This is a genomic window from Algoriphagus sp., from assembly GCF_030694375.1.
In the GTDB taxonomy this organism is placed as follows: domain Bacteria; phylum Bacteroidota; class Bacteroidia; order Cytophagales; family Cyclobacteriaceae; genus Algoriphagus.
Genome location: NZ_JAUXYL010000013.1, coordinates 1 through 19,250, shown reverse-complemented (window position 1 = coordinate 19,250; position 19,250 = coordinate 1). Strand labels below are relative to the sequence as shown.

At 42.0% G+C, this 19,250-nt stretch carries 18 protein-coding genes; 8 read left to right on the top strand and 10 right to left on the bottom strand.

Annotated elements, in window-relative coordinates; all coding sequences use genetic code 11:
• Positions 1-44 precede the first annotated feature (44 nt).
• The 5 genes from Q8M62_RS21545 to Q8M62_RS03905 form a co-directional block, all read right to left on the bottom strand.
• The gene (locus Q8M62_RS21545; RefSeq protein ID WP_370690545.1) at positions 45-422 is read right to left on the bottom strand and encodes a helix-turn-helix domain-containing protein; all 378 of its coding nucleotides are present in this window, start codon (positions 420-422) and stop codon (positions 45-47) included.
• Positions 423-509: 87 nt separating this feature from the next.
• Positions 510-1,121 (bottom strand): flavodoxin, encoded by a 612-nt coding sequence (locus Q8M62_RS03920; protein ID WP_304900487.1) that lies wholly within the window; start codon positions 1,119-1,121, stop codon positions 510-512.
• Positions 1,122-1,343: 222 nt separating this feature from the next.
• Positions 1,344-1,790, bottom strand: coding sequence for a nuclear transport factor 2 family protein (locus Q8M62_RS03915; RefSeq protein WP_304900486.1), 447 nt, complete (start codon positions 1,788-1,790; stop codon positions 1,344-1,346).
• 131 nt (positions 1,791-1,921) lie between these two features.
• Positions 1,922-2,383 carry a nuclear transport factor 2 family protein gene (locus Q8M62_RS03910; RefSeq protein ID WP_304900485.1) on the bottom strand — a complete coding sequence of 154 codons (462 nt, stop codon included), beginning with the start codon at positions 2,381-2,383 and terminating at the stop codon, positions 1,922-1,924.
• Between the two features lie 44 nt (positions 2,384-2,427).
• Positions 2,428-3,525 carry an alpha/beta fold hydrolase gene (locus Q8M62_RS03905; RefSeq protein WP_304900484.1) on the bottom strand — a complete coding sequence of 366 codons (1,098 nt, stop codon included), beginning with the start codon at positions 3,523-3,525 and terminating at the stop codon, positions 2,428-2,430.
• A gap of 156 nt (positions 3,526-3,681) precedes the next feature.
• On the opposite strand from Q8M62_RS03905, the gene Q8M62_RS03900 reads away from it, so the two are divergent.
• A complete protein-coding gene (locus Q8M62_RS03900; RefSeq protein ID WP_304900483.1) occupies positions 3,682-4,581 on the top strand; it encodes an AraC family transcriptional regulator in 900 nt (299 codons plus the stop codon).
• A gap of 72 nt (positions 4,582-4,653) precedes the next feature.
• On the opposite strand, the gene Q8M62_RS03895 is transcribed toward Q8M62_RS03900, so the two are convergent.
• Entirely contained in the window at positions 4,654-5,067 is a 414-nt protein-coding gene (locus Q8M62_RS03895) for a response regulator (protein ID WP_304900482.1), read from the bottom strand.
• The gene (locus Q8M62_RS03890) at positions 5,067-7,706 is read right to left on the bottom strand and encodes a two-component regulator propeller domain-containing protein (RefSeq protein WP_304900481.1); all 2,640 of its coding nucleotides are present in this window, start codon (positions 7,704-7,706) and stop codon (positions 5,067-5,069) included. The genes Q8M62_RS03895 and Q8M62_RS03890 overlap by 1 nt, the downstream gene beginning before the upstream one ends.
• 564 nt (positions 7,707-8,270) lie before the next feature.
• Between Q8M62_RS03890 and Q8M62_RS03885 the strand changes: the two genes are divergently transcribed.
• Entirely contained in the window at positions 8,271-9,020 is a 750-nt protein-coding gene (locus Q8M62_RS03885) for a hypothetical protein (protein WP_304900480.1), read from the top strand.
• Between the two features lie 317 nt (positions 9,021-9,337).
• Here the strand turns inward: Q8M62_RS03885 and Q8M62_RS03880 are convergent, their stop codons facing one another.
• The 3 genes from Q8M62_RS03880 to Q8M62_RS03870 all read right to left on the bottom strand — a co-directional run bounded on the left by Q8M62_RS03880 (position 9,338) and on the right by Q8M62_RS03870 (position 13,293).
• Entirely contained in the window at positions 9,338-11,602 is a 2,265-nt protein-coding gene (locus Q8M62_RS03880; protein WP_304900479.1) for a xanthine dehydrogenase family protein molybdopterin-binding subunit, read from the bottom strand.
• A gap of 11 nt (positions 11,603-11,613) precedes the next feature.
• The gene (locus tag Q8M62_RS03875; RefSeq protein ID WP_304900478.1) at positions 11,614-12,072 is read right to left on the bottom strand and encodes a (2Fe-2S)-binding protein; all 459 of its coding nucleotides are present in this window, start codon (positions 12,070-12,072) and stop codon (positions 11,614-11,616) included.
• A 72-nt stretch (positions 12,073-12,144) separates the two neighbouring features.
• A complete protein-coding gene (locus tag Q8M62_RS03870) occupies positions 12,145-13,293 on the bottom strand; it encodes an aldo/keto reductase (RefSeq protein ID WP_304900477.1) in 1,149 nt (382 codons plus the stop codon).
• 406 nt (positions 13,294-13,699) lie between these two features.
• Between Q8M62_RS03870 and Q8M62_RS21540 the strand changes: the two genes are divergently transcribed.
• The 6 genes from Q8M62_RS21540 (at position 13,700) to Q8M62_RS03845 (ending at position 18,956) form a co-directional block, all read left to right on the top strand.
• Positions 13,700-13,993 carry a nuclear transport factor 2 family protein gene (locus Q8M62_RS21540; RefSeq protein WP_370690547.1) on the top strand — a complete coding sequence of 98 codons (294 nt, stop codon included), beginning with the start codon at positions 13,700-13,702 and terminating at the stop codon, positions 13,991-13,993.
• A 170-nt stretch (positions 13,994-14,163) separates the two neighbouring features.
• A complete protein-coding gene (locus Q8M62_RS03865; protein WP_304900476.1) occupies positions 14,164-14,985 on the top strand; it encodes a hypothetical protein in 822 nt (273 codons plus the stop codon).
• 4 nt (positions 14,986-14,989) lie between these two features.
• The gene (locus Q8M62_RS03860) at positions 14,990-15,889 is read left to right on the top strand and encodes an AraC family transcriptional regulator (protein ID WP_304900475.1); all 900 of its coding nucleotides are present in this window, start codon (positions 14,990-14,992) and stop codon (positions 15,887-15,889) included.
• A 168-nt stretch (positions 15,890-16,057) separates the two neighbouring features.
• Positions 16,058-17,038, top strand: coding sequence for a GTP 3',8-cyclase MoaA (gene moaA / locus Q8M62_RS03855; protein ID WP_304900474.1), 981 nt, complete (start codon positions 16,058-16,060; stop codon positions 17,036-17,038).
• A complete protein-coding gene (locus tag Q8M62_RS03850) occupies positions 17,038-18,222 on the top strand; it encodes a molybdopterin molybdotransferase MoeA (RefSeq protein WP_304900473.1) in 1,185 nt (394 codons plus the stop codon). Before moaA ends, Q8M62_RS03850 begins: the two co-directional genes overlap by 1 nt.
• Positions 18,222-18,956, top strand: a complete 735-nt coding sequence (locus Q8M62_RS03845; protein WP_304900472.1) for a sulfite exporter TauE/SafE family protein — start codon at positions 18,222-18,224, stop codon at positions 18,954-18,956. The genes Q8M62_RS03850 and Q8M62_RS03845 overlap by 1 nt, the downstream gene beginning before the upstream one ends.
• The last annotated feature ends 294 nt before the right edge of the window (positions 18,957-19,250 follow it).

Here is a 19,250-nt window from a genome sequence, read left to right as displayed (position 1 = left end):
CAATTAATAATCCTTGTTTCTCAATCTTTCATTTTACAGGAATCCTATCCTTCTTTTTTTTCTGATGTTCGGAATTGGGTTGGGTTCATTTTCGTGTGCTTTTTGAAAAAAAAATTAAAATGAGTCCCTTCACCAAAACCTAAGGCAAAGGCTATTTCGGATATATTCCACATGCTAATTGCCAATAACCGCTTTGATTCCTGTAGAATTCTATCCTTGATCATGAATGAGGTGGTTTTTCCACTAACATATTTTACTGCCCTGTTCAAATGATTCACATGAATATTTAGATGCTCTGCAAAGTCAGAAGGAGACCTGAGTTTCAATGATGATCCCTTGTCTATTATTGGAAATTGGTTCTCCAATAATTCCAAAAATGCTGAGTTGATACGTTGTGAGGCAAAGCCTAACTTTTGTTTCACTGGAAGAGTTGTCTTTTTTTAGTTCTAGTAGATTCATTTTTTGATGCCTGAGGAAAAGGGTTTCCCTGTTCATTTTATCCTTAAATGCTAGAATGATAATTTGTCTAACCAAACTCTTATTTCTTCCAGTACTTGTTTTTCTTTTTCCCCTTCCATCACATATAAGACCCCGTCCCGCTCTATACCACCCTTGGTATAATATCCTTCCAGGATGGTGCTGTTTGGACAGAGTTCTTTTACTGTTTCAAAGCTGCTTCCGATTCCATAGCCTGCATTGGTATTGAATGGGATGACAGTTTTTCCGCTCAGATCAACCTGATTGAGAAAGCTTTTCATGGGCGGAGGAAGCTGCATGCCCCATGTGGGAAAGCCCACAAATACAATCTCGTAGGATGCTACATCTGGGATTTTTGTTTTGAGCGGAGGCAAATACCCACTTTCATTTTCTCTCGCTACTTGATCGACAATGGCCCTGTAATTTTCCGGATAAGGTGTTACAAGCTTCAATTCCACCAAGTCACCCCCTACTTCCCGATGGATCATCTCCGCAACAGCCTTGGTGTTTTTGGTTCGGGAGAGGTACACAATGAGGATTCTCTCGGATTCCTCCCTAGTTTTTTCTACGCTCGCCTCTGGCTTAGTTTGGCAAGAACCAAGCAGGGAGGTAAAAAGGAAAATACTGAGGAGAAAGAATTTCATCGTGGTTATTTATGTGGATGAGCTGTTTGAATAGATTACTTATTCCCCGCCCAAGTGAGTGCCTGTCTGACGACAGTCAGGTCCTCACTCACTTGAATTTGATTTAATATTTCGGTTAGTGGAGCACTGATCAAGGCAGAGCAAACCTGACAGGTTTAGATTGTGTGTCAAGTGTTTTTATAACCATAATGAATCAAACCTGTCAGGTTTTTAAGTCTATAATTACTGCCCACCTGGAGTCATTAGGCGGGTAAAGGAAAGCGAACCCAGTTTCCAGGTTCTTCCTTTTTTGATATAGACTTCGGTGACCATAAAGGGATTGGTGACTTCATTACCACCAACTTCAGCTAAGAGTGTAATTCGGTTGAGGAGAATTGCGGTGTTATCGATGATCTCTACCGATACTTCATGGATATCGGCTTTTTTGTACCAAATGCCACCACCACGGATCACTTCCACTTCCCGATCTTTTCCCCAGGCACCTCCCATGTGCACAAAGACAGATTTGTCATCGAACAACACGGCAAGCTTGTCGGCTTCTTTGTCGGCCATCCACTGCCATTTGTCTTTGGAAAGCTGGATGATTTCCTGTTGCTCGGGAGTGGTTTGAGCAAAGGACAATTGCGTTCCGATCATGAAGAGAACAAGTCCAAGGAGTATCTTTTTCATAGTGTGTTGATTATCGGGTTGTGGATTTGATTGTTTGGTTTAAGTGCCTTGAAAAGGAAAAACCTGCCAGGTTTTATCAGGTTGATAAATTCTCAGGTCTTACCGGATTGAAACCTGGCAGGTTTCATCCGTTATTTCTGAATCTCGTGGGTATCCCGCACACTGCTGAATGTCAAGGCGAGGAGTTTCCAGACTTTGCCCTTTCTTTGATATACTTCCGTGACAGTGAACTCGGTCACAACATCATTTCCTCTGACCTCGGCTGTTAGCGTGATCCGGTTCCAAACCAGGGCTGTCTTTCCGACAAGTTCGACGGCAGTATCTTTTACATCTGCTTTTTTATACCAAATACTTCCAGTTTCGATGATTTCAAGTTCTCGGGCGGTGGACCAGGTGCCGCTCATGTGGACGAATTTGGCCTGTGGATGAAATAGTGGAGTAAGTTTCTCGATATCCTTATCCGCCATCCATTGCCATTTATCCATGGAGAGCTTTTTGACTTCCTGTAGCTCAGGAGAAAGCGGGTTAGATTGAGAAAAAGAGGAAAATGTAGAGGCCATTAGGACTAGTAAAGTGATTAGTAGAGACTTCATAGAAGTAATAAGTGAAGTTAGAATTCGATTTTATTTTAATGAGATTAGTTATTCAGGTTTTTTTCAATCAGCCAATCAGACATCAGTTCGGCTATTTCCAGATTGTTGAGGTCTGAGAACGGAAAGTGCGTGTTTCCCTTGATGCCGATTTCCGGCAAATGGACTAAGGTCACATCTCCACCATTTTCGTTGACGATTTTCGTCCAACGCTTGGCCATCTGCAAAGCTGCCCTCCATTGCTCCTGGGCAGGATTTTCCACCGGTTCGGTCGGGATATAATCCCCATAATAGATTATGATCGGGATTTGGGTCAACTTTTTAAATTCCGCCATCGGTACTCCCAAGGCTCTCAAGGTGCCTCCTACATAAGGAATCGGATCTGGCACGCTTCCTTCGGGAAAGACAAAATTGCTTCCGGGTTCGTAGGCTACAATTCCTTTGATTTTATCTGTCTTGAGCGCAGTAAGCCAACCTTGACCTCCGCTATGAGAATGAGTGACAAGGATGCCCTCTCCGATTTTTTCAAAGAGGGCTGATACTGCTGATGTATTTGCATCAAAATCAATCGGTCCCGTATCGGGAGTGATTTGCCTGAAATACTGATCTAGGGATTCGGGATCTTTTGGAAACTGAACTCCAGGATAGAATTCGCTACCGACTCCCACTCTGAATATCCCAAACCACAATTGGTCGTCTGTATTGGCAGCGATTGTCACAGGAACCGTGCTACGTCCGGCCCTTCCTCTTCTCGGCTGATCGATCAGGTAAACGGAATAATCCTTTTTCAAAAAGATGTTTTGAAATCCATCGCGTCCGTCGGGAGTGGTTTCCCAAGTTTTGGAAAACTGCCCATAGCCATGCCAAAATACCAAAGGGAATTTCTTTGCTTTCTCAGGAATCTGATAGAAAACATAGGCATGATCTCCGTGCAAGGTCTGTCCTTCTGTGGATTGATTTCCAGGATTAAAAGCACCATGTTTGATTGGATCAAAAGTACCTGAGCTGGTTTTTACTGTTCCCCCTACCGTGAAGCTTCCCTGATCTTGTATGACTATAGGCTTTCTCTGACCTAGGCTTACAAAATTTACTGCCAGGGAAATTCCTGTAAATAGTAAAATGAATTTGAGTTTTTGGGATTGCATTGAAATACTTGTTTTTCTCGTTTACAAAATTGACTCCCTTTTGACTCCTTATTCTTATACAGAGTGCAGGTTTACTTACCATATCCACTGATTAGGAGCGATTAAGAAAAAAGTGAATCGGAACTTTCTAATTTTGAATCTAAAGCAACCGAAACCATGGAAGAGATCCTGAGATTTGAGACCATCAGCCAATACAATGCCTTCAACAATCAAGAGACCCTGCATCCGCTTGTTTCGGTTATTGATTTTTCGAAAGCCAATCCTAGAAGGCTGCGGAAAACCTATTTCGGCTTTTATCTGATCATTCTGAAAGATGTGGTCTGTGGTGACCTGCGCTACGGCAAAAATACCTATGACTATCAAGAGGGAACTTTGGTATTTATAGGGCCGGGGCAGATTTTCGGTTCCAATGGAGGGGAGGAACATTACCAGCCTTCAGGTTTTGGGATTGTGTTTCATCCCGATCTGATCAAAGGGACTTCTTTGGGTCAGCGGATTTCTGATTATACGTTTTTTGGTTATCAGGTGAGTGAGGCCTTGCATATCTCCGAGCGGGAGCGCGGCCTGGTCCTGGATTGTTATTCGAAGCTTCAGTACGAACTCAGTCATGCAGTGGACAAACACAGCAAGATGCTCTTGGCGGATAATATTGAGTTGCTGCTCAATTATTGCCTTCGCTTTTATGACCGGCAATTTATTACCCGAGACCTGGCCAATCAGGGCGTTTTAGAGCGGTTTGAGCGCTTGCTGAATGAATTTTTCCTGTCCGAAAAACCACAGGAAGTGGGTTTGCCTTCGGTGACCTATTGCGCTGGAGAACTGAATCTTTCCCCGCATTATTTTGGGGATTTGGTGAAAAAAGAAACCGGAAAGACCGCTTTGGAATATATTCAGATTAAATTGATCGATGTGGCCAAGGAAAAAATCCATGACCCCCAGCTTTCCCTCAGCGAGATTGCTTATGGACTCGGATTCAAATATCCACAGCATTTCACGCGGCTGTTTAAACACCAGGTAGGCATGTCGCCAAAGGAGTATCGGGAGTCGGTAAACTGATTACGTCCTTTTTCGTTAGCTGGTGGCACTTAAGGGATTTGAAGCGTATTCTCCAGCCTTTGTGCAATGGATTCAATCCCGCTCCTTGAGCCAGGCCCCCAACTTTTCTTTTAATTGGGATACTTGAGCCTCTTCCATGGGTTTTTCCCAAAAGTCAATGATCATCCCATATTCTTTTGATTTTTCCCGTTCTACCTTACTCAGAGAAGAAGTGACCATGATTACTTTGATTTCTGCCTGGGTGATTTTTTCGATCAAAATCTCCAAAAATTCCCAACCGTTGATTTTTGGCATGTTGATATCCAAAAAAATTAAAAATTTGGCAGTATTCGCATCCAGGGGCAGAATGAATTCCAGGGCTTTCTCAGCATCATTGAAGGTGTTTGGGCTACTGTTTAATTTACCTTCCCTGACGATGATTTTATGAAGGAATAATACTCCGGGATCATCGTCGATTATAAGAACCTTTGGCATGAATTCTTCCATTATTTTTTCAAATTTTCTGATTTGGCGTGAGTTTCCTTCACGATTTCGTCCAGTTGTTTCAATGTTTCCAACAACTCGATTTCCAGTTGCTCTTTGCTTTTCCCCACATCCGTATAATTCGAATACATGATCAAAAGTTGATTGATCCCCATCGCTTTGGTCAGTGGGGCTCTGACCAGGTGAGACTGATTCCAGGTTATTTCTTTTAAGATCAAATTTTGATCCTCAATTTCCAGTAATGCTTCTTTTAGTTTTTCATTCGACCTGCTCAGTTCCTCGGTTCTGAGGTTAACCTTCGCTTCCAGGTTATTCTTCATTCGAATATTGAAGAAGTGTTTGACGATGAAATAGACCAGAAGCAGGATTATTATTGCTATAAAAATCTTAAAGGCTGTCGATTCAGGCAGAGATGCCGAAACCTCGATCGGAAGAGACTGAACTGTTTCCAGTTTCCCATAGCGGAGTACCTTCACTTCAAGATTATGATTCCCTGGCTTTAGACCATTGAACAGGAGTTGTCTTTGGTCCTTGATCGGGAGCCAATTTTCTGTTTTGCTGTCAATCCGATAAAAGAGCGAATATTGTGAGGGGTTTAGGAAATCAATCAGGCTAAAAGAAACCGAGAACATACTCACTCCCGGCGGGATAGTGAGTTTATTTTCTATTGGTGTTTTTTGGTCTCCGATTTGAAGTTCATCCCAAAGAAAAGTAGCGGGAACCTGCGGCGCATCGGATGAATTTGACGGATCGATTACACCGACTCCCTCCACTGTCGGAATCCAAATTTTCCCTGACAAATCTTTGATGGAAGAGGGGAAAATCAAGCCATTTGCCTCAGAATTAGGCATTCCCATGCTTTTGTTGTACAGGGTAGTGGCAATGAAAAAATCTTTGTCTGTAGTTTCCTTGAATCTCTGAAGCTCTGAATTTGAAAAATACTGGACTCCAAAATTATTGCTTATCCAAACTCCGTTTTTGCCGTCACTTGTGATGCTGTAAACGCTTTGAGATTTTAAGCCATTTGATTTTTTCAGTGATTTGAATTGGCCTTTGCTCAGGAGTATCATGCCTCCGTGGGTACCAAACCAGAGATCATCACTTTCATCCTGGTAAATGCAATAGATCACATTTTCTCCCGGGGTGAGGGGCAGAGTTTGATTTTGGATAAATTGACCGTTTTCGATTGTGAAAATTCCTTGGTTCATGGAACCGATGATGATTTTCTTGTTTTTTAATTCAAGAATGCTCGAAAAATTGGTGTTGGAGAAATTTTCAGGAAGTTTCACGGTGTGAAAGACTCCGTTTTCATCGAAATAATGCATGCCGCCATATCTGGTCAGAATCCACAGCCAATCCTTGGAGTCTTTGTAAACCGCATAGATAAAGTTGCTCTTTAGGCCATCCTCCACCGTGATTTTGTCAATGACTTTACCGGATTTGATGTCAATGACGGAAATTCCCGACTGGGTCCCTGAATAAATCTTTCCCCCGGATGAACCGATTGTGGTTATTCCGTTTTGGATCAGACCATCTTTGACTGTCAAAGACCGGATTTTACCGTCTTTTATCCGATGCAATCCATCTGATCTGGTCCCGATCCAAACGCTACTGTCGCTTCCCTGAAAAATTGCCTTGATGTTTTTTTCTTTTAGAATATCAAATTTCAGCTGATTTACTTTCGCCGGTCTTATGATGGCCAGTCCCTTTCCCAGGGTTCCCAGGTAAAGGTTTTCTTTCTCCTTGATTATTTTTCTAACAGTATAGTTTTCTAACTCCGGATAGTTAAATCGGCTCACTGTTCCATTTTCAATTAATATCAAGCCTTTTTCGAGGGATCCTGCCCAAATTCTATTTTCAGAATCAGTGGTAAGGCTACTGGGATTGATGTCCTTACCTTGATCGTATGAAATGATTTTTTTCATTTCATAATTTTCCGTCAGCTGGAACATGCCCTCATTTGGAGTGGAAATGAAAATTGAGTTGACCGTTCCAAACAACTTTAGGACTGAAAAATTTTCAGAAGAGATTAAACGGACTTTTTTGGAACGCAGGTCGAGTTCGTAAAGACCCTGATTGGTGCCTACCAGGAGTTTTGATTTTTGGAGGGGAAAAAAGCTCAGGATTTCCAGCGGGATTTCGGGCTTCCAAAAATCCAGATCGGTAAAAATATTGTTATTCCAGACATGTATTTTTCCGGCTTGCGTTCCAATCATTAATTCCCCGCTTTCATCTTCAACTACGGCCCTGATCCAGGTGTTTTCGGTTATTTCTGCGCAGTCAATTACTTTTTGGATATTTTTTTCCAACAGAGCGATGCTTCTGTCAGAAGTTGCCCAAATGCCTCTTGAACTTTTGAAAAAGGTGTAGTAAGTCTGTTCAAGCATCTCAGGGTGAGTGCTCTGGTCGAATACTTTAGGGGAAATACCGTCAAAGCGGACCAGTCCTTCCTCTGTGGCAATCCATAGATACCCCTTGTTGTCCTTTTCAAGGGCAAAAACAGCATTTTGAGGCAGGCTGTTTGAGTTGTCCCAAATCTCCATGACATAATCCTTTGGAGAACCGGCCGAATCGAGAAAAAAATCCGCTGACTGGGCTAAAACATAACTTTCCCCCGAAAACAGGGTAGCGAGTTGTGCCATGACAAAAAATAAAAGACTGAGTGAAATCTTAGGATTCAAGACTATTAGTATCGGAATAGTGGTGATTTTGGAAATTTACGGATACAAAATATGATTTTGTTTTTTTTCAAGATTTGTTCTCAGTTTATATCGAAATAGGGTTAAATGTTATGCTGAAATATAGGGTAATTTTTATTCCTCGTTCCACACTTTTGTTTAAAAATCTTATAGCCTATTTCTTAACTATATTGTGAATCTAATGCCAGATTCCTCCATTTAAAAATTAAAATACAACAAATTGTATTATGTGATATATAAATGACTTTTTGGGATATAAAACACCAAAACCTGTGTTTATTTATCGCCAATGCTGTTTTTATCATGATCATTTGTTTGAAAATATAAAGGTTCTGTCCAAATTTCATTGATTGTTTGAAAAACATAAGCTTTCATTTGAATACTGTCATTCAAAAGCCTCAAACTTTCCCGAAATTTGTCGGGAACTTCAGCCTATTAGACCCTCCACCCTTGTTTATGTATTCAAATCTTCATGTTCCAGTAAAATTTAATTTAAAGTGTAGGTTTTTGATTCTTTTTTTTGTGAGCCTAGGCGTATCTCAATCGGCATCAGCGCAGGAATCTAAAAGCAAATCCGGTGTCCACCATTTTGACGGGATCATCACTGCTACCAATAATGGGATTTCTATCATTCCATCTTTTACATTGGGCAGGCCTGCAGTTTTTTTTGACCTGAGTATAGGGGGAGAGCGTCTTTCCTTTGACCCCATGCTGCGGTTTGGAATGGATGGCAAACCATGGACTTTTGTTTTTTGGGGAAGATATAAGGTGATCAAAGACAAACGTTTTTCCCTGACATTGGGAGGACACCCCGCTTTTCTTTTTCAGGAGGTTGATATGGTGGTCCAGGGAAAACCTGACAAGATGTTGGTAGCCAACCGCTATTTAGCAGGTGAAATCACCACCAGTTATAAGCTTTCTGATCGGGTAAGTACCGGGATTTATTTTCTTAAAGGTACAGGGCTGAAAGTCTTGGGTACCAAAAACACTGATTTTCTGGCTTGGAATACTTCCGTGACCAATCTCAAGCTAGTCAATGATCTTGCCTTGAGAGTGAATTCCCAACTGTTCTTTTTGAGGACGGATGATACTTCAGGAATGTATATTAACTCCGGATTCACCTTTGAAAAAGGAGGGTTTCCGATCCAATTTCAAGGATTTTTTAACCGAAAAATTAAATCCACAGTACCTGGAGATGACTTGGTTTGGAACTTGAGTCTTCTTTATACTTTTTCCAACACCTTCTCAAAAAAATAGAGCCAAGGCGTAAACTTGTTTCTAGTTTCAATTTTCGAGGCACTGCGGAATTCGAGGTGTTGATAGATAGCAATGGTTTTATCCATCCCAAAACCCCAACTCGTATTCTTAATTATCCAAGCAAGTTTAAATTGAGTTTTTAAATTCTTCCATCTAAAAAATCATCCATTATAAGTCCAACATTCTGGACTTATTCGGCTTTATCCACGGTTACTCTTGAAACATTTATTAGAAAAGTATTTTGGAATTAATCTGACAAATTATCAGAAATGCTACTCACGGTGGTTTCTTGGTAATGCCACCGTGAATAGTGATGATTACATCTTTAGATTCTGCATTTCCAGTTGCGGGGCAAAAGGCTGCTCGTAGTAGCGTTTTCCTGTAGCTTTGTAAAGTGAATTTGCCAAGGCTGCAAAGACAGGAGGGAAGAAAGGCTCGCCCAATCCGGTTGGATCTTCGGTACTGTCCACAAAGTGTACTTCGATAGACTTTGGCGCTTCTTTTTGACGGATCATGCGGTACTTGTCGAAATTAGTCTTTGTGGGTACCCCGTTTTCAAATGCCAATTCTCCAAAAAACGCATTTCCGATTCCGTCTACTATCGCTCCTTCTCCCATATTTGTTGCCGCATCAGGATTGACTACGATTCCGCAATCCACCGCTGCATAGACTTTTTCAACTACAGGCTTTGAATCCACAATCTTGGTATCAACAATTTCCGCCACATAGGAATTGTGACAGAAATAAGCCGAAACTCCACGGTGCACATTGGCTTGAGGACTGTTCCAATTAGATTTTTCCCTAACTAATTCCAAAACCCCGGCATAGCGCTTGGGATCGTAATCGTTATTTTCTCCCACGGGATTGGTCTCAGCCCGCTTTAGTAATTCCAGTCGGAATTCGATCGGATCTTTGCCTATGACTTCTGCCAACTCATCCAAGAAACTCTGCTCAGCCGCTGCGATAAAGTTGGATCGAGGAGCACGAAATGCTCCGATGGTAATGTTCGATTCAATTTGCCAGCCTTCAGCCAAATAATTATCCACCGCGCCGGCAGGGAATCGGTTTGGTGTTATGGGTGTTTCAGGAATTCCTCCAGCTTTCACATGAAGCGCCAATAGCTTATTGTTTTCGTCCAAGGCTGCTCGATAGGTGGCAGAGTAGGCTGGGCGATATACTCCGGCGGACATATCGTCTTCTCGTGTGTAGACCATATTTATTGGAACCTGCGCTTTCTGAGATATCAAGGCTGCTTCTACCAAATGGTGGCTGTAGGCCCTTCGACCAAATCCTCCACCCATTCGGGCGAGGTTGATCTGAATGTTTTCTTTTGAGATTCCAAGCGCCTGAACCAAAGTTTCCATGATCATTTCAGGGGCTTGAGTAGCACCATAAACGGTCGCTTTATCGCCTTTCACATCTGCAAAAGCATTCATTGGCTCCATCGTATTATGTGCCAAAAAAGGTGCAGAATAGGTTCGCTCCAGTACTTTTGAAGCCTTTTTGAAGGCTCCTTCCGGGTCACCGTCTTTTCTTAGGATGTTTCCCGGTTTTGTAATGTATTCAGCCATTCTGGCTTTATGGGTATTGGTGTTTTCCAATCCTGCAGGTACTGTTACTTTTGAATTTCCCCTTGCACCGAATCCTTTCACTTCAAAATTGGATTCAGGGGCATTTTCCCACTTTACAGCCAGTGATTTCTTGGCCTGCATCACTTCCCAAGTTGAATTGCCGACGATGGCTATTACTTCAGGGAATGTTGTCGTGTCAAAAAAGTTTCGCAGATACTCTTCCGTAAAGACATTTATCGTAAAGACATCCATTATCCCTGACATTCCGCTCACAGAGCTTTTGTCAAATGACTTTAATTTCATTCCAAAAGCAGGCGGATGGACGATGGCTGCGTATTTCATGCCTTCGACTTTGTGATCAAGGGCAAAAAGTGGCTTTCCGGTTACGATTTTATTCCCGTCCACGTTCTTTTTGGAATTCCCGACAATCTTGAAATTCGAGATGTCCTTCAACGTCACTTCCGTCGGTACTTCCATAGTTGCAGCAAGAGAAGCCATTTCACCGTAATGCGCTTTTTTGCCACTTCCCTTATGCTCCAAAATACCGGCAGAGGTGGTGATTTCTGAAGCCGAAACCTTCCAATTTTGTGCTGCTGCTGCGACCAACATGGCTCTGGCAGTTGCCCCGGCAGTTCGCAGTGGAGTCCAGCCTTGTCTTATTCCCTGACTGCCTCCGGTAAACTGTCGATCATAGCGCTCAGGATAAAAATTGGCCTGTTCTACCATTACATTTTTCCAATCTGTGTCCAACTCTTCTGCCAAGATCATCGGCATGGAAGTTTTGACATTGGAGCCAAATTCAGGGTTGGGAGAAAAAAGTGTCACTGCTCCATTTTCCCCGATTTTGATATAGCTGTTCAGTTCAAACCACTCTTTTGGAAGTCCCAATGCTTCCTCGGCAGTTGGCTTACATCCGGCCAGCCAGCTAAAGCTCAGCATCATGCCTCCCCCAGCCAAAGCTGACACTTTTAAAAATGATCTTCGATCAAGTTTTGTTTTTACAGTTGTCATGTCTTTGGGGATTAAAGGTTTTGTGCCGCTGTTTTGATAGCAGCTTTGATACGGGTATAAGTTCCACATCGGCAAATATTGCCGTTCATTGCGTTATCGATATCATTGTCGGTTGGATTTGGATTTGACGCCAAAAGAGCTGCCGCAGACATAATCTGTCCTGCCTGGCAATAGCCACATTGTGGGACATCATGTTCAATCCAAGCTTGTTGAACAGGGTGATCGCCTTTTTCGGAAAGTCCTTCGATCGTAGTGATCTTAGAGTCCCCCACAGCTGAAACAGGTAACTGGCAAGATCGCATGGCGTTGCCATCCAGGTGAATGGTACAAGCACCGCATTGCGCAATGCCGCAACCAAACTTAGTCCCTACCATTTCGAGGTGGTCTCTGAGCACCCAAAGAACGGGGGTATTGGGATCTACGTCGACTTGTTGGGATTTACCGTTAATGTTGAGATTGAAATTGGCCATAGTTTATAAAATTCAGCAATTAAAGTTAGTGTTTTCCGAAAGCGAGGCCTAATGGAAATCAAACAGAATCAATCAGTTCTGAACTCGACTCTGCTCCACTGGAGTGTACCGGTCCCCATAAATGGTCAGTTTGGCGATGGTGTCAGTTAATTCTTTTAATTCAGATTCTGAAAATATAACCTCAGCAGTAGCCAAGTTTTCCATCAAATGAGCTTCTTTAGTTGTGCCAGGAATCGGTACAATAAATGGCTTCTGATGGAGCAGCCAAGCCAATGCGACTTGAGTAGGAGTAAGGCCTCTAAGTTGACCAAAGTCAATCAAGGCTTCGACTATTGGCCAATTCGCAGCCATTGCCTGAGCAGTAAATCGTGGTAGTCCGGCTCGATTGTCATTTTCCGCCATGAACTTGGTCTGACTGTTAAGCACTCCTGTTAAATATCCCCGATTTATCGGGCTGTAAGGAACAAATCCGATACCTAGCTCCTCGCATACCGACAATACTCCATCCTCTACATTTTTCCACATCAAATGATATTCACTTTGAATGGCAGTAAGTGGTTGCACGGCATGCGCCCTGCGAATAGTTTCTACATTCACTTCGCTGAGTCCAAAATTGCGAACTTTTCCTTCTTGAATCAGATCTTGGACTGTGCCGGCAACATCTTCAATTGGAACATTTGGATCTTGGCGATGCTGATAAAAAAGATCCAATACTTCTGTTCTGAGGCGTTTTAACGATTCTTCTGCGACTTTTCGGATTTGCTCAGGCCGACCGTTTAGTCCAGCCATTTGGTTATTCTGAATATTGAAACCAAACTTGGTGGATACCAAAATCTCTTTTCTGAAAGGTTGTAATGCCTCTCCCACTAAATCTTCATTGGTATAGGGTCCATATACTTCAGCTGTGTCAAAGAAGTTAACTCCAGACTCATAGGCTTTTCGAATTAATGCAATAGAAACTTTCCTTTCCGGTATTCTTCCGCGATGATAACTCATTCCCATACAACCCAATCCCAATGCGGTGACTCCAAGACTATGTTTCCCACTTCCTAACATTCGATTTTTATTAATCACAAGGCAAGAAGTAGATCCAAATGAAGAAGCATTTAAAGCCTGTGGTGTAATAAAAGCAACTCCAAGTGTTGCCCCAAGTTTTAAGAAGTTTCTTCGAGTCGGAAGAGTCTCTGAAGTATTGTTTTGAGGTGTTTTTTCAATATCCATGACTTTTGAAAGTTTGAGTTAGAACTAGGTCTTTTAGGAAATTGATCTAACGGAATTCTAATTGATAAAATAATTTGCCTTACAAAATTCTTAAATCAAAGGCTCAAAAAATAAGCTTATTCAAACAAAAGCTTATTAAAATCAAACAAAATTTAAGCGTTCCTAATAAATCTTACCGTCATATGTTATTACTTAAAAGGAGTAATTCAAGGATTTGAACTGCTGAAAACCAATTCCTATCCTCAGTTTATTTGCATTTTGGAGCCAATGAACTGATGGAATATGTTTAGAACGACCTTTGTAACTGAGGTAATTCTCCCTGCTCCTCACGCTACCATGTCTGACACAATTGATTGATCTTTTCCAGGAGAAGTTCTGAAAATGGGAATAATCCAATCTTGACAGTATTTCCGGGATTTTTTATGAACAGGCAATTGTAATCTGGTCAAATGGAAAGTCACATACCAAAAGTGAAATATTTCTGCTCTGTAGCGAGGGGAAAATTTCAATAAAGAACCTTCAACTTCAACATACTTTTGCCAGGGTCTATGGCGATACAGGTGTGGTCCACGGAGAGGGAACAGCACAAATTACGGTGGTAGGAGAGGAGTTACCTGAACAACTTCGATTCCTAGATGTCTGGGCAGACCGAGAAGGTAGCTGGAAAATCGTCTCAAGCCATCTTTATCAGGTGGTATAATTTCACTTAGGGTATTCAAGGTTGTTTTTTCGGTGATAAATGGTGTCACTCATCTTCTTCATGGATTTCAATCCAATTGTTTGAAAAACATAAGTTTTTGTTTGATTCCAATGGCAGAAAATTAAAAGACTTTTCTGACTTTTGTGCCAAAATCAAACCTATATTACCCTATGTCACTCGATGATAACTACTCAAAATCAAACCGTTATAGCTATGGTCCAAAAATCCCAAAGTTTATAAGTCTCCTATTGATTTTCGTAAGCTTAGTTCCGTTCTTCCACGCCTATGCTCAGGAGAATCCAGCGGAGCAGCCCAAAAGACATCTCAGTGGAGTCATTACAGCTACCAATAATGGTATTTCCATTATTCCGTCCTTTACATTGGGAAGACCTGCCGTGTTTTTTGACCTCAGTATGGGTGGGGAGCGATTTTCGTTTGATCCTATGCTGCGTTTCGGGATGGACGGTAAGCCATGGACTTTTGTGCTTTGGGGTAGGTATAAAGTAATCAAAGACAGTAGGTTTACCCTAACGGTAGGAGGTCATCCGGCATTTCTTTTTCAGGAAGTGAATATGATTGTCAATGGAAAATCCGAAAAAATGATGGTGGGCAACCGATACTTGGCAGGAGAAATAGCTACCAATTATAAGATTTCAGAAAAATTCAGTATGGGACTCTATTATCTACACGGTACAGGTATTCAAGTCCTAGGGGCTCGAAACTCAGATTTTTTGGCCCTAAATACTCAGATTTCCAAACTTAATCTGAGCAAGAATTTTAAGCTTCGGGTCAATCCACAGCTTTTTTTTCTAAAGGTGGATGAAAATTCCGGTTTCTATGTAAACTCCGCCTTGACGTTGAGTAAAGAGGGTTTTCCTGTGGAGATTCAGGGGTTTTTTAACCAGAAAATCAAATCCGAGGTAGCCGGGGATGACTTAGTTTGGAACATGAGTCTGCTTTATTCGTTTTCAAACACCTTTTCAAAAAAATAATTCTATGGAAAATCCCGAAACCCTTGAAGATTTTTACAAGCGGAAATTCAATTGGATCCCTGAGAATCTGAAACATGACTTGGGGCATTTCAATCTTTTTAATTTGGACCCCTACCTGGAGGGAAAGCTAAAAGCAGTTCCGTACCGTAGGAGGGATTTTTACAAATTGATGCTTTTCAGAGGGGCTAGTACGGTGCATTATGCGGACCGGGTATACGAAGTCAAAAGGCAGGCCCTTTCCTTCTCAAATCCTTTGGTGCCGTATAAGTGGGATCATTTTGGTGAAAATTCTTCAGGAATGTATTGCATTTTCAATCCTCATTTTTTTATGAATTTTGGTCAAATCGAACAATATGAGGTGTTTCAGCCTAATGGAACCCACGTTTTTGAATTGACTGATGAGGAAACCGAGAAGGTGGAAGAAATTTTCAGTCGGATGCAGAAAGAATTTGATTCTGAATACAAATACAAATACGATTCTCTCCGAAATATGGTGTTTGAGTTAATCCATTTTGGGATGAAGCTACAGCCGGCAGCGGTACAGCAGATTCAGCACGGTAATGCTTCCCTTAGAATTGCTTCCATTTTCCTCGAACTGCTTGAGCGTCAATTTCCGATCGATGAAAGCCATACTTCAATTCAACTCAGAGCAGCTTCGGATTTTGCCAATCAGCTCAATGTCCATGTCAACCATCTGAATCGCGCAATCAAAGAGATGACTGGAAAAACCACCACCCAACTCATCGGGGAGCGAATTCTTCAGGAATCAAAAGTGTTGCTAAAACACAGTTCTTGGAATGTGTCTGAGATTGCGTTTTCACTGGGGTTTAACGAAGTGACACACTTTAATAATTTCTTCAAAAAGCAGCTTGACCTAAGTCCAACACAATTTCGGAAAGGTTGAAATTTATAGGGAATGTGGTTTTGCTGCAACTTCAGGAAGCTGCAGATGGACATTTCTAAATTAATAAGTAATGCTTGTTTGCTGAATTAATTGAACAACTGAGAACCATTTGAGGAATTCAGTCATTTTCAAGTTACATTTCCATTCAATATTCCCTAACGTTAGGTTATGCTTCAAGATAAATTTGGACGTGTTCACGATTACCTGCGCATCTCGCTGACAGACCACTGCAACTTCCGTTGCAGCTACTGCATGCCAGTGGAGGAAATGGAGTGGATGCCTTCGTCCAAATTGATGAGTAAGGATGAGATTCTGAAAATGGCCGAGATTTTTGTCTCCCTTGGAGTAACCAAAATCCGTCTCACAGGAGGGGAACCTTTGGTCAGGAGGGAATTCCCTGAAATTCTTGAAGGCATAGCAAAAATGCCTGTGGAGCAAACGCTCACTACCAATGGCATCTTAATTCATAAACACATTCAAAATCTGAAAAACGCCGGCGTCCGCTCAGTCAATGTCAGTTTGGATACCCTGAATCGGGAAAAATTCAAGCAGCTCACCCGACGTGATCAGTTTGATCAGGTTTGGGAGAATATACTTTTGCTTTTACAGGAGGGTTTTCGAGTCAAAGTCAATGCAGTGGCTCTCCACGGATTTATTGAGGAAGAGATCTGTGATTTTATCCGAGTGACCGAAAAGCTCCCGCTTCACGTGAGATTCATCGAATTCATGCCCTTTGCCGGGAATCATTGGTCCAGTCAGCAAGTAGTTACAGCTACGCAAATGCTTGATTTGGCTAAAAAGGAATTTGAGGTTGTCAAGTTGGAAGACAAAAAACACGATACCGCCAAGAAATATCAGGTTCCGGGATTTGCCGGGACATTTGCCTTTATCACCACGATGAGTGCCCATTTTTGCGGGGAGTGTAATCGGATGCGATTGACAGCAGATGGCAAAATCAAAAATTGTCTTTTTGGCAAGGAGGAACTGGATCTCTTGGCAGCAATGCGAAATGGACAAGAAGTTATCCCGCTGATTCAACAATCCATTTCCAGAAAACATCAGGCATTGGGTGGACAGTTTTCATCCGACTATTTAAAAGCCGATCCAGACAAAATTGATAACCGTAGCATGATTTCCATCGGAGGATAATGAAAGAATTTGTCACTGTTTCAGAAGCTAAAAGTATTCTAAAGTCTCAGAAAATCAGGGGAGGCTCCGTCCATTTGTCACTTCAAAAAAGCCTGGGAAAGTTCACAGCTTCCCCGGTTTTAGCTCCGATGGATGTACCTTCTTTTGACAACTCTGGCATGGATGGGTATGCGATCATTTGGGACGAAAAGGGAGAGGGTAGAGAAGTAGTAGAGGTCATTCAGGCTGGTGCCAAGCCTGATTTTGTTTTGGAAAAAGGAAAAGCTGTACGAATTTTTACCGGCGCACCGGTTCCGGAGGGAGCGGATACCGTGATTCCACAGGAAGAAATTGTCAGAACAGATAAAATGATTTTTTTCAATGCTCAGAAGTTTTTCAGGGGAGCCAATGTCCGAAAAAAAGGAGCACAGTGTAAAGTAGGTTGGGAGGCTGTGCCTGCAGGGACCAAAATCACTCCCGGAACAATCGGCTTGTTGGCCTCATTGGGAATTCGGGAAGTGGCGGTTTTTCCTTCTCCCAAAGTGTCGCTGATCCTGACAGGAGATGAGATTTTGGATTTGGGGAATGAACTTCTGCCGGGTCAAATCTACAATTCAAATGGCCCTGCGTTAGAGTCCTATTTCGAAATGCTGGGGATCCATGAAGTCAAGATCTACAAGGTAAAAGACGAAGCAAGTGAAGTGACAAAAGTGATAAGTGAGGCGCTGGAAAACTCTGATTTCCTACTGCTTACGGGTGGGATTTCTGTAGGGGATTATGATTTTGTTAAGGGGAGTTTGGAGCAAAATGGAGTAGAACAATTATTCTATAAAATACGACAGCGGCCAGGAAAGCCACTTTTTGTAGGTAAAAGAGCTGAAAAGTTGATTTTCGCACTGCCCGGAAATCCAGCTTCTGTCCTTTCCTGTTTTAGCCAATATGTGAAGCCTTGTCTGCTGGAATGGATGGGCAATCCACAAGCTTGGAATGGACCAAGCTATTTGCCGATTGAAAAGGATTTTGATAAAAAAATTCCGATGACCTTTTTTCTTAAAGCAAAAATTGATTCAGGAAAAGTCCAACTTCTTCCCGGACAGGAATCGTTTAATCTGTTGCCTTTTGGGGTTGCTGATGGCTTGGTGGAAATCCCCCAAGATTCAGAGCATACCGAAGAAGGGAGTCTGGTGGCATTTTATCCTTGGTAATGGAAACTTGGGATTGGCTTTTGTATTTTTTGATGCCTATTGCAGCGTTTTTTTATGCTTCGGTAGGACACGGCGGTGCGAGCAGCTATTTGATGATTTTGGCTTTGATCGGATTTGCACCTGAGGAAATCAGACCTTCGGCTTTGATTTTGAATATGTTTGTGTCGATAATATCCTTTTTGAATTATCGAAAGTCAGGTGTTTTCCCGCTTAAATTGTTTTTATCCTTGGTTGTATTTTCGATTCCTGCGGCTTACCTAGGAGGAACTATTTTGCTGGATGCAGGGATTTACAAACGGGTTTTGGGCATATTATTACTTTTTCCGGTGATGCGGTTTGCCGGGATATTTCCCATTTCAGACAAAGAAAAAATTGACCAAAAATGGTGGATGGCGCCGATTTTGGGTGTTTTGATCGGGTTGCTTTCTGGTATGATCGGCATTGGTGGAGGAATTATTCTTTCGCCAATAATCCTAATGTTGGGGTGGGCAGGAGTGAAGGAAACAGCAGCATTGAGCGCACTGTTTATATTTCTCAATTCTGTGGCAGGCTTTCTAGGAGCTTCGGTATTCCATATCGAGCTGACAACTCAACTTTGGATTATTTTGCCCCTCACTGTTGCTGGAGGGGCATTGGGAGCCTATCTAGGTGCTAAGAAATTCAGTCCTCAACTACTGAAATATCTTTTGGCATTTGTGCTGCTGTTTGCGGCAGTGAAGTTGATTATTGGGTAAGGTTTGGTTGTTGAAATGGTTTTCTCACAGATGTCACGGATTTTCACAGATGATTTTAATCTGAGTTCATCAGTGTGATCTGTGAGCGAAAAAAAAGTCATGAATGCAATTTAAAGAAAATAGGCTTTTGCTGCGGTGAAGCAGGTGATGGGGTGGCTTTTTCACCCCGGAAAAGGTTTCTCACAGATGTCACGGATTTTCACAGATGATTTTAATCTGAGTTCATCAGTGTGATCTGTGAGCGAAAAAAAAGTCATGAATGCAATTTAAAGAAAATAGGCTTTTGCTGCGGTG

What these genes read in the sequence shown, in the direction of transcription:
- Q8M62_RS03920 (WP_304900487.1), bottom strand. Translation starts at nt 1,121, where the DNA reads ATGAAATTCTTTCTCCTCAGTATTTTCCTTTTTACCTCCCTGCTTGGT.
- Q8M62_RS03915 (WP_304900486.1), bottom strand. Translation starts at nt 1,790, where the DNA reads ATGAAAAAGATACTCCTTGGACTTGTTCTCTTCATGATCGGAACGCAA.
- Q8M62_RS03910 (WP_304900485.1), bottom strand. Translation starts at nt 2,383, where the DNA reads ATGAAGTCTCTACTAATCACTTTACTAGTCCTAATGGCCTCTACATTT.
- Q8M62_RS03905 (WP_304900484.1), bottom strand. Translation starts at nt 3,525, where the DNA reads ATGCAATCCCAAAAACTCAAATTCATTTTACTATTTACAGGAATTTCC.
- Q8M62_RS03900 (WP_304900483.1), top strand. Translation starts at nt 3,682, where the DNA reads ATGGAAGAGATCCTGAGATTTGAGACCATCAGCCAATACAATGCCTTC.
- Q8M62_RS03895 (WP_304900482.1), bottom strand. Translation starts at nt 5,067, where the DNA reads ATGGAAGAATTCATGCCAAAGGTTCTTATAATCGACGATGATCCCGGA.
- Q8M62_RS03890 (WP_304900481.1), bottom strand. Translation starts at nt 7,706, where the DNA reads ATGGCACAACTCGCTACCCTGTTTTCGGGGGAAAGTTATGTTTTAGCC.
- Q8M62_RS03880 (WP_304900479.1), bottom strand. Translation starts at nt 11,602, where the DNA reads ATGACAACTGTAAAAACAAAACTTGATCGAAGATCATTTTTAAAAGTG.
- Q8M62_RS03875 (WP_304900478.1), bottom strand. Translation starts at nt 12,072, where the DNA reads ATGGCCAATTTCAATCTCAACATTAACGGTAAATCCCAACAAGTCGAC.
- Q8M62_RS03870 (WP_304900477.1), bottom strand. Translation starts at nt 13,293, where the DNA reads ATGGATATTGAAAAAACACCTCAAAACAATACTTCAGAGACTCTTCCG.
- Q8M62_RS03865 (WP_304900476.1), top strand. Translation starts at nt 14,164, where the DNA reads ATGTCACTCGATGATAACTACTCAAAATCAAACCGTTATAGCTATGGT.
- Q8M62_RS03860 (WP_304900475.1), top strand. Translation starts at nt 14,990, where the DNA reads ATGGAAAATCCCGAAACCCTTGAAGATTTTTACAAGCGGAAATTCAAT.
- moaA (WP_304900474.1), top strand. Translation starts at nt 16,058, where the DNA reads ATGCTTCAAGATAAATTTGGACGTGTTCACGATTACCTGCGCATCTCG.
- Q8M62_RS03850 (WP_304900473.1), top strand. Translation starts at nt 17,038, where the DNA reads ATGAAAGAATTTGTCACTGTTTCAGAAGCTAAAAGTATTCTAAAGTCT.
- Q8M62_RS03845 (WP_304900472.1), top strand. Translation starts at nt 18,222, where the DNA reads ATGGAAACTTGGGATTGGCTTTTGTATTTTTTGATGCCTATTGCAGCG.